At 69.8% G+C, this 1,503-nt stretch carries 1 protein-coding gene; it reads left to right on the forward strand.

Features of this window, described 5'->3' with window-relative positions; genetic code table 11:
- Nucleotides 1–54: 54 nt before the first annotated feature.
- Nucleotides 55–1,503 (forward strand): integrase (locus tag ABZ885_RS41000; RefSeq protein ID WP_360200283.1); only part of this gene is annotated, 1,449 nt, incomplete at its 3' end.

Consider the following 1,503-nt stretch of genomic DNA (forward strand, 5'->3'; position numbering starts at 1 on the left):
CTCGACCGCGGGCCGGACGCGGTTCCAGCGACGGCTCTGCCTCCGTTCGCGCTGGTGGACGCCCTGCCCGAGGCGGCGGTCGAACAGGCGCGGTTCTGGGAACGGCACGTGGCGGAGGTGGTGACCGGCCTGCCGCCGGACGCGGAAGAGGGCACATCTCCGCGGCCGGAGTACGACCCGGCCTGGCGGACGCTGGTGGAGCGCGAGGCCGCCAAGGTCGCCGAGTTGACGGCCGCCGGGCAGCAGATCAGCAAACGGACCTTCCTGCGGATGCGGCAACGCTACGAGGCCGAGGGCTTGTGGGGTCTGGTGGACGGCCGCTCCCGGAAGCCTCCCGCACCGGTCCCGGGCACCGGCCGGGTGGACGAGCGCATCGTGGACGCGGTCACCCATGCCCTGGCCGGACAGACGGACCTGTCCACCGGCGACCGCAAACGCGTGATGATGCAGACCCAGCAGATCCTCGCCGACCGGCACGGCGAAGGCGAGGTTGAGCTGCCGAAGCGGGCGACGTTCTACCGGCTCGTCAACGGCTTGGCCAAGGCCAACGACGCCTTCGGATCGGCGACGGTTCGGCGCCAGCGGATCCTGCGGCCGACAGGACCGTTCACCCCGTCCACAGCAGCCCGGCCGGGCGAGATCGTGCAGGTCGACTCGACCCGGCTGGACGTGATGGCCGTGCTGGACGACGGGGTGGTAGCCAGGCCGGAGATGACCATCGCGGTCGATGTGACGACACGCACGATCTGCGCGGCCCTGCTGAGGCCGGCAGGCACGAAGGGTGTCGACGCGGCGGTGCTGCTGGCGAAGATGCTGGTGCCGGAGCCGATGCGGCCCGGCTGGAGCCAGACGTTGGCGATGGCGGACTCGATCCTGCCGCACCAGCGGCTGATGGCGGTGGACAAGCGGCTGGAGTTCGCCGCGGCCAAGCCGGTGATCGTGCCGGACACCATTGTTATCGACCACGGCAAGGTCTTCGTCTCGGAGACCTTCTCCTCGGCGTGCTCGCTGCTGGGGATCTCGCTGCAACCCGCGCGTCCCCGGACGCCGACGGACAAGGCGATCGTGGAGCGGACGTTCGCGTCGATCAACTCGCTGTTCTGCCAGTACGTCGCGGGTTACACCGGCTCCGACGTCACCCGCCGCGGCAGCGACCCGGCGGCCGAGGCGGTCTGGACTCTCGCCCAGCTCCAGGACCTGCTGGACGAGTGGATCATCTGCTGGCAGCAGCGGCCGCACGAGGGCCTGCGCAACCCCTACATGCCGGGCCGGATTCTGTCACCGAACGAGTCGTACGCCATCGCCGTCGCCCGCGCAGGCTACCTGCCCGTCGCGTTGTCGGATCACGACTACATCGAGCTACTGCCGGCCGTCTGGCGAGCCGTCAACGACTACGGCGTCAAGGTCGACTACCGGACCTACGACAGCCCTGAACTCAACCGGCTGCGGCGCCAACCGTCCGGCATCAAGGCCAAGCAGGACCTCTGGGAAGTCCTCTACGAC

Source organism: Kitasatospora sp. NPDC047058 (assembly GCF_040643935.1).
In the GTDB taxonomy this organism is placed as follows: domain Bacteria; phylum Actinomycetota; class Actinomycetes; order Streptomycetales; family Streptomycetaceae; genus Kitasatospora.